This window comes from Pseudoalteromonas sp. Angola-7, assembly GCF_028599255.1.
Classification (GTDB): Bacteria; Pseudomonadota; Gammaproteobacteria; order Enterobacterales; family Alteromonadaceae; genus Pseudoalteromonas; species Pseudoalteromonas atlantica.
The window spans coordinates 215,086-223,208 of the sequence record NZ_JAQREL010000003.1; the positions used below are offsets into that span (position 1 = coordinate 215,086).

The window sequence follows — 8,123 nt, forward strand, 5'->3', positions numbered from 1 at the left end:
CTTAATTATTAGGCTGGTTTGGCTTGGCTTCGCAGTTTTTGAAATAACCAACTAAGCCCCACTAACGACAAGCCTAAGCCAATAAACGACAGCGCTTTTAAAAGTCCCGTTAAATTAGCCATGTCCACTAAGAATACTTTTAAAATAACGGCTGCCAATAATCCTAACCCTATTTTTTGGATTAATAGCTGATTTTTTAAATGCCCTAACACCACAGTAATAGCCCCTAACACAAGCCAAATAACCGAGTAGCTATAAAGCTCCGCGTTGCTTGCACCTGTTGATAAGTAAATATAAGGGCCTTGCCAGTATTGGCGTATAAAGCCATTAATTGCCAATACACTCAATACACCCGCTACTGTGAGTATAGATGGCGCAGCTTTTGTATACAGCGGCTTAATTAACGTATAAAGCCAAAGCACGAGACCCGCAGGCACTAACCAAAGCAAAAATAGCCAATTAAATACAAAATATTCGCCAATATAAATAGAGCTTAAAAATGGGTTGGCGTTTAGTAAGATGCTCAGTGCAGTAACACCCGCAGCACCTGCTAATGCCATGCCTGCCACTTGGTATAATTTAGCTAAGCTACCGGCAATACGAGCACGGTGTAAATATACACAACCCAGCGCAAGCCAATTACAGGTGAGTAAAGCTTGTTCGTAAAAGCTCAAAGAATCAAACTGCGGATAGTGCCCTACCAGTTGATAGCTGGTTTCGGTGGTAATAAATAACGCCAAGCAATGCAGCGCTGCGCCTTCAAGCCAAACTTTTAACTGCGATGCGTTAAAGCATTTGGCTGCAGTATAAAATAACACCACACACAAAGGATAAACTACTAAGCTCCAGTGTACACCCAATACACTAAGCGCCTCGTAACTTGGGGTCCACGGTGACAGTGTAAGGCGAAGTAGTAATGCAGCCACCAGCGCTTTAATTGGCCAATGTGGCATAGGCACCCGATAGCGGTTTATTAACACGCTAATAAGTAAAACTTGAATAGCCAGTGCAATGGTTAGCCCGCTGTCATTTAATAACATAGTAATAGCAAGCGTGATGTTGGCATTTGCCCCCACCCAATATGTAAAGCGCTGAAAAAGCGTTGCGCCACCTATTGCACACTTAATTAAAATGGCGCTACTTGTAAGTAGTATCACTGCCCACAATGGATAGGCTGTGGCCAACGCATGGTTTGGGATTATAGCGTATAAGGTGGCAATCATTATAAATACGCTAAACGAGGCAGTAATATGAAAAGTCAATCGTTTAGGTTGCCACTTTATACCAAAATAAAGCCCATATACGCTGAGCGCTAACCCTAAAAAGATAGCGCCACCATATTGGTGCCTAAATATAAATAGCGAGTCAGAATAATCAGCATAATAAGAAGGCGTGCTTAATAGCCAGAGTACTGCTATTAACATCGCCACCCCTTGCCATAAATCCCAGCGGCTATTTTTAAGCACTAAAAACAGCAATGTTAATATGCTAAACGCATTTATTATTTGCCACTGTAAGTAGTTAGTACTATCAAAAAGCATAGCCAGTAACAAAGGGACAATACAGGCAAGCATTAAAGGGTTACTAGGGAGTGCGCTTATTAGGCGCTTTAAACTATGTGGGCGAGTTTCAACCACCGCAAGTTTTAACCCCAAGCGTGGCACGGCAATTAAACCAATAATACTTAATAGCCCATACGTGCCCATAAGCCAAATGGTGCTGCTGTTAGCTAAAGTAAAGCCAACAACATACCAGCTCAAATGCCCCGCCCAAAGTAAATACCACAGCCATGCACGCTGTACTTTATACGCGACCAGCGCAGCAGATAAGCTCACAAACCCAATGTACATATAAAGCGCAAATAAATTATTGCTGCCGGTATTAATCAGCACGGGGACACAATAAGCACCAATAATACCTAGTACGGCTAATACTGGGCCAAGCATTATTGCCATAGCGCTCGCACTGATGGCAATAACCCCAAGGACAACAAATGTTGTTAAAGGGCTGATCATGTTATAGCTGCTATACGCTAATAAGGTCAGTGCAAAGCACGTAATAAAACCCCCGCTGGCAAGCGCTGCAGGTATATAGTTATTAAACCCTTCAAATACACTATTTTTGTAATGCATATAAGCTGCGGCTGCAATTAAGCCACCACCAAATAAACCGCCTAGGGTTAATCGCATTGCAGGAGAGAGCAACCCGGCTTCTAAACTGTACTTTGCTAAAAATATACCGCCTAGCGCCAATGCGATTGCGCCTATCCAGGTCATCCAGTTTTGTTCAAAGTCGCTACGCAATTTTTCAAAAAAAGAAGTAACAAGTGTGGGTTTGAGATTTTTACTGCCTTGCTTATGTTTATTGGCAGAAGCATTACCGGGAGGCTTTATTGCTGAAGCTGGCGTTTTTACCTGGTCACGAGGCTGACTTGGCTGATTGGATTGATTAGGGCTAACTTGATTAAAAGTCGCCTCATTGCTATTTGCTTGAGCCGTGTACGCATGTTCAGCTGTGGAGCAATTGGTGCTTTTATCGGCGTTTTCACCGTGGCTTTGTGCGTTGTTAGCTAATTCTAAACTAAGTACTTTTGCTTTTAATTGGGCAATTTCTTGCTTTAAATTACTAAGTTGTGCAATTGCGACAATACCGCAAATAGCACCGGCCATTATTGCAAATGCAAATAAACCCACTATTCCTAAAAACTCATCCATGGCACGCTCTTTTTATTTATTATGTTATGAGTGTACCTAAAATTTTTAAAAGTTATAGCAATCTGCTTATATATGGGTTTATTTATTGTAAACAAAATCACGCTACAGCCAGGCAAAAAAAAGCCCCAAACAATAATGCTTAGGGCTTTTACTTTCTAGAACGTGTTACATGTTACTTATTCTACGCTGTCTGTAATTGTGCGCGTTACACTCATTTTAAAGCCTGAACTGGTTGTCTCATCGTGCTCTAAAATTAAGATATAGTTACCTTCTTCGGTAAAATCTATATCGCTTTGTTGAATTAACACTATTTGTTGGCCGTTATCTTCGTATACGGCATACACAGTGTAAGCTTCATCATCTACATCAATTTCTTCTTGATCGTATCTATCTAAGCCATCAATTACATTGGTGGCGTCATCAACAGTTTCACCATTTAAGGTAAAGTACACGTCAACTTCGCTTACTGTTTGCCCTGCGTAGCTTTCAATTAGGTTAACAACCGAAATAGTATGGCTGTAGCTGCTAGGTGTTAGGTTTTCCTCAACACTCATCATGCGTAAACCATTATCGACATCGTTGTAAAAAACGCCTACCGCACTTTGCTCGCGCTCTAGGGTCATTAAAAAGTTATCGGCAAGCTTAGTGCCCTCTTCGTCGTACATTGCAACGCTGTAACTGTTTGGCGAAAGCTCAACGTAATCGGTGTAGGTATCGCTTGCGACCGTATTGGTATCGTTAACTGTGGTGCCACGGGTCGTGCTAAAGCTAACTGGCGAGTAATCGTCAACGGTATTTATAAAGCGCAATTGGCCTAACGCTGATTGGTGCTTTAGTGCTGTAACATAGTTATTGTCAGTCACAATATCGAGCGTGATACCGTTTTCTTCTGTTGCATAGCTTGGGCGGATCATGGCTACGTAGCTTTCTTCATCGTAAAAATAAACCGACTCCGACTCATACACTACATCAGTGCTACCTGCCTCAGTGATATAAATTGTGTAGTAACCCTCATCAAGGGTTTGTAAATCTAGCTCACTTAAATACTGTGTTGATGTAAATAGTTCAGCACTTTCAAATACGCCATCATCGGTTGCTAGGTAAATATCGTAGCTAGTGTCTTCACTGGTGATATTGTAAAAACCTAAGTTAAACTCATCTGTATCACTTGAAATGGGCACACTTAGCTCTGTGAACGTAGGTTCGTCAAAGTTACCGCTCATTACAATTAGTTCGGTTTTGTCACCTTTGATTGATACTTCTTGTTCGCTAATTGTAATGTAGCTGTCGTTTGCATCTAAGTATTCAAAGCTTAAATCGTAAGTGCCGGTGCTGTAATTATGACGCGTGGTTACATCAGCAAAATCAGTGCCTGAGCGCTCAGTTTCGTCTACAAATAAACGCGTATATGGGCTGTTATATGAGCCGTTATATAATTGTACGTAGCCTGTATCACTTGAGCCGTCGCTGCCGCCACAACCAACTAAAATAGACATTAAACTTAGAGGTAAAGCAGCTTTCAACAGAGAGTTGGTCATTAAAGTTTCCTTATTATTAAAATCACTATTATGACTTCTTTGCTGCATTTTAATTTCATAGTTTACAAAGTATTACCCTCGCTGACAGTTCTTTACGAAAACGTTTAAAAGTGTAATAAATGTGCAAATAATAAGGATATTTGCGTAGAAAGCTTAAGGGGCTATTTTATATTGATCTCGGCCATTATTTTTAGCAACGTATAAAGCCATGTCTGCCCGCTTCATTACCTTGTCGAGGGGCTCGTTAGCGCTTTGCAGCGCCATACCAATACTTACACTAAGCTGTTTGACCTGTTTAACTTTAATATTGTGTGCAATGTCTATTAGTTGCCCACAAAATTCAGCCGCTTGGCTTATATTACCGGTAGGCAAATAGCCGCCAAACTCCTCACCGCCTAAACGAGCAAATACTGCATTATTAACAAATGCACTATTATACTTAGTAGCTAACTGCTGTAGTACTAAGTCACCCTCATCATGGCCAAACTCATCATTAATAGCCTTAAAATGATCAATATCTATAATTAAAATAACGTAAGGCGTACTAGGGGCAGTTTTAACATGCCGATAAAAATAGCGTCTATTATGTACTTGTGTAAGATCGTCCGTTATCAACTCGTGCGCTAAACGGTTATGTATACTTTGTACAAAACGCATGGTCTTAAATAACCCATAGGCGGTAAAAAGCATTCCCATGGTTCTGCATAAGTCTTCAAAATAAACACTCATCCAATAAGGCTGCACAACTAATTCATCTATTACATCAGCCGTTGTACCCATACTCCATAGCAATAAACCTAAAGTAGAAAACACGTACGCTTGTTTTGAAAGCTCAGAGCATTGCACTATCCAAAATAAAAATACGAGCACGATGAGATTGCAAAAATCGGTAGTAAAACCATACACGTTATTTTGCACATCTAAAGGGGGGAAAGTATTTAAAGCATAAAGTGAGAAAACAATAATGTAGAGCAGTAACGCTATACTTACCGCCTTGTTTATCCAACTCATTTTATAAAAGTTAGACAGCCTAACGGTAAGTTTTACAGTTTCAATCATAGGGTGGCGCTTTTTAATGCGTTATTAACAAACTATAGCACACCAGAAAAAACCGTTATAAAAGGTTAACTTACCCTGTACTTGCAGGGTTATTTCACCACCTTGAATACAAAGAGTTGAGCAAAGCAGACACAAATACAATGCAAAGCTAAAAACCCACATTTGCATTAGTGTCCACACAGTTTTAGTCGCGCTGAGCAGCTTACTTATAACAACTAAGTATAAAACTATATTAAAGTGCTAAGGCCCCATAAAGCTAATATTAAAATAGTAATAGCAATCATTGCTTTAGTTTTGTGTTTACTGATTATTTGCTCGGCTTTATTACCTGCGTAATATACAACAACGGCTAAACTAAAATAGCGAATTGAACGAGCAATACCTGAGGCTAATAAAAACAAACCAATAGAGTATTTTGTAGCCCCAGCGGCAAGCATCGCAATTTGAAACGGAATGGGCACAATTCCCAGCGTCATTACAAACCAAAAACCTTGGCTTTGCATTTGCTGCTTAACATTTTCAAATTGCTCTTGGCTTGAAAACATTTCAATAACCCAGTCACCTATAGCGTCAAATAGGTAATAACCCAGCGCATAACCAAATAAAGCACCAATCACGCACCCAACTGTTGCCATAAGCGCTATTAACCAAAGCTTTTCACGACGTGCTTGCATAAGAGGCACAAGCACTGCTTCAAGCGGAATAGGGACTATCGTAGATTCTAAAAACGACGCTACGGTAATGCCTGTTAGCATATGTTTAGAATCTATAAAGTGCCGTGTTTTTTCTTTTAGTTTTTTTTGAATAGCCATGTAAATCCCTTAATAATTTGCCATTGTAAGCACAGTGTATAGTAAGAGTATTAAGGTACGCTTAAGCATAAAAAAGCCCGTTATAAAACGGGCTATTATCCATTGTTGTGCGCTATTTAAATGGTTGAGTTATATACGTCAAACTGCATTTGCATAACGCTAGACTGCTCACCTTCAACTAAAGCAATAACACGCGTTTCTCGGCCTTGTAGCTCTGTCGGAATTTTTTTAGTTTCGATAAACGTTTGTTGCGAAATTTGCTCTTCGCTCACATTAAGCGCAAGCAGTGCTGATTTAACCGTTTCAATACGTTTTAACGCTAGCTTTCGGTTGTATTCAAGTGAGCCCTTTTTACTGGTATCGCCTATTAAAATAACACTCAGTAGTGGTGAATTTTCAATAGAGCGAGCAAACTCGGCTACTTTTTGCTTTGCATCAGTAGTAAGTGCATGCTTATCAAATTCAAAGTTAATTACCACCCCACGAGTTGTGCTTATGTTTTCCTCAAGCGGGCAACCGTCGTTATCTGTTACTGCTTTAAAGGGTGTGTCTGCACATTTATCGCGCTCGTTAATAACCCCATCTTGGTCTTGATCAAGCAAATCATTAGACTGTAATTTTTGCTCGTACGGACCTGGCTCAGTAGCACAGGCTGTTAAAAGTAAAGCGGCACTTAATAAAGCTATTTTTTTCATTATTATCTATCTCCAAGCTGCCAAGAGTCTGGCTTATCTACTTTTAAGGCACTCACTAAACGACCCGTTGCATTAATTAGTCTGTAACTTGCAATACGTTGATCATACGCTGATTCAATATAGTTTCTTCTTGCTGTGAATAATTCAATTTGCGAATCAAGTACATCTAATAATGAACGACGCCCTAAGCCAAATTGTCTTTCGTAACCTTGTTGTGCCACTTCAGCATAACCAACGTTTTCCTGATAAAACTTCTTTTGCTCGTCTAAAAACACATAAGCATTCCACGCGAAGCTAGTAGCCTCTTTGACCTGTCTGTGGGTTGAATCTTTTACAGCTACAGCTTCTTGATAGCGCCATTTTGCGGCATCAGTATCAGCATTAGTTTTACCGCCGCTGTATAAATCGTAACTCATAGTTAGCATTATACGGCCATTGTCATCTCGCCCAGGCGATCCTGATATATCTCGGTTATCTGCAACATCAAGCTCTAAACTCACTTTAGGCCAGTAACCGCTTTTTTCACGTTGTATTTGCTTATTCGCCGCTTGAATATCGTAAATAGCGGCAGCTATTTCAGGGTGAGAACTTTTTGCAATTCTCATCGCCTCTTCTAAAGAGTCAGGTAGGTAATGTGCATCCGCTTTAGGGATAACGAGATCCTCAGGATACTTGCCTACTAAATCATAATAATTTGCTTGTATGTCTAATAAATTATTTTTAGCTGCTAGATAACCAGACTGCGATGTTGCTAAACGTGATTGCACTTGAGCTACATCGGCATCACTTGATAAACCACGTTGGTGGCGCTGCTCAATATCACTTAAAATCTTTTTATGTATTTCGATATTTTTTTCAGACAATTCAATTAATTCAATTGCTTTTAATAAATCTAAATAGACTTGAACAACTTCAAGGCTGATATTTTCTGCCTCAGAGATCAAACCGAGTTGATCGGCGCGTGCTTCGTTATCTAATCTAGCCACCTCAGAAGAAGTGCTAAAACCATCAAACAGCATTTGTGTAATTTTTAAGCCCAATTCTCGGCGGTCGAGCTCAGTATCAAATTCGCTGCCCGATTTATAATTCACATGCTCATAGCCATAGGCCGCATATAACCGTATTTGTGGTAAGTACTCACTAAATGCACTGCGTTTATCACGATACTTAGCTTCAAAGCTCGCATACTTTTGCATTAAGCGAGGGTTTGTATTTAATGTTTCTGCTACCGACTGCTCTAATGTAAGAGCACTTGCATACCCTGGTGTTAAAGCTAAAACAGAGAGTAATCCTATAATTCGCATT

General features: G+C 40.0%; 6 protein-coding genes. All 6 read right to left on the reverse strand.

What is annotated here, in order from left to right:
• Positions 1 to 8: 8 nt before the first annotated feature.
• The 6 genes from PSH50_RS05935 to PSH50_RS05960 all read right to left on the reverse strand — a co-directional run bounded on the left by PSH50_RS05935 (position 9) and on the right by PSH50_RS05960 (position 8,122).
• A complete protein-coding gene (locus PSH50_RS05935; protein WP_273609369.1) occupies positions 9 to 2,714 on the reverse strand; it encodes a DUF2339 domain-containing protein in 2,706 nt (901 codons plus the stop codon).
• A 176-nt stretch (positions 2,715 to 2,890) separates the two neighbouring features.
• Positions 2,891 to 4,252 (reverse strand): DUF4397 domain-containing protein, encoded by a 1,362-nt coding sequence (locus PSH50_RS05940; protein ID WP_024033201.1) that lies wholly within the window; start codon positions 4,250 to 4,252, stop codon positions 2,891 to 2,893.
• Positions 4,253 to 4,405: 153 nt separating this feature from the next.
• Positions 4,406 to 5,311: a GGDEF domain-containing protein gene (locus tag PSH50_RS05945; protein ID WP_273609370.1), complete on the reverse strand. Its 906-nt coding sequence runs from the start codon at positions 5,309 to 5,311 to the stop codon at positions 4,406 to 4,408.
• A gap of 227 nt (positions 5,312 to 5,538) precedes the next feature.
• Positions 5,539 to 6,123: a YqaA family protein gene (locus PSH50_RS05950; protein WP_029772950.1), complete on the reverse strand. Its 585-nt coding sequence runs from the start codon at positions 6,121 to 6,123 to the stop codon at positions 5,539 to 5,541.
• Positions 6,124 to 6,239: 116 nt separating this feature from the next.
• A complete protein-coding gene (locus PSH50_RS05955; protein WP_138684499.1) occupies positions 6,240 to 6,818 on the reverse strand; it encodes an OmpA family protein in 579 nt (192 codons plus the stop codon).
• A gap of 2 nt (positions 6,819 to 6,820) precedes the next feature.
• Positions 6,821 to 8,122 (reverse strand): TolC family outer membrane protein, encoded by a 1,302-nt coding sequence (locus PSH50_RS05960; protein ID WP_273609371.1) that lies wholly within the window; start codon positions 8,120 to 8,122, stop codon positions 6,821 to 6,823.
• Position 8,123: the final 1 nt, after the last annotated feature.

Bases quoted from the DNA above. Each gene is read 5' to 3' on its own strand.
- PSH50_RS05935 (WP_273609369.1), bottom strand. From the start codon at position 2,714: ATGGATGAGTTTTTAGGAATAGTGGGTTTATTTGCATTTGCAATAATG.
- PSH50_RS05945 (WP_273609370.1), bottom strand. From the start codon at position 5,311: ATGATTGAAACTGTAAAACTTACCGTTAGGCTGTCTAACTTTTATAAA.
- PSH50_RS05960 (WP_273609371.1), bottom strand. From the start codon at position 8,122: ATGCGAATTATAGGATTACTCTCTGTTTTAGCTTTAACACCAGGGTAT.
- PSH50_RS05950 (WP_029772950.1), bottom strand. From the start codon at position 6,123: ATGGCTATTCAAAAAAAACTAAAAGAAAAAACACGGCACTTTATAGAT.
- PSH50_RS05955 (WP_138684499.1), bottom strand. From the start codon at position 6,818: ATGAAAAAAATAGCTTTATTAAGTGCCGCTTTACTTTTAACAGCCTGT.
- PSH50_RS05940 (WP_024033201.1), bottom strand. From the start codon at position 4,252: ATGACCAACTCTCTGTTGAAAGCTGCTTTACCTCTAAGTTTAATGTCT.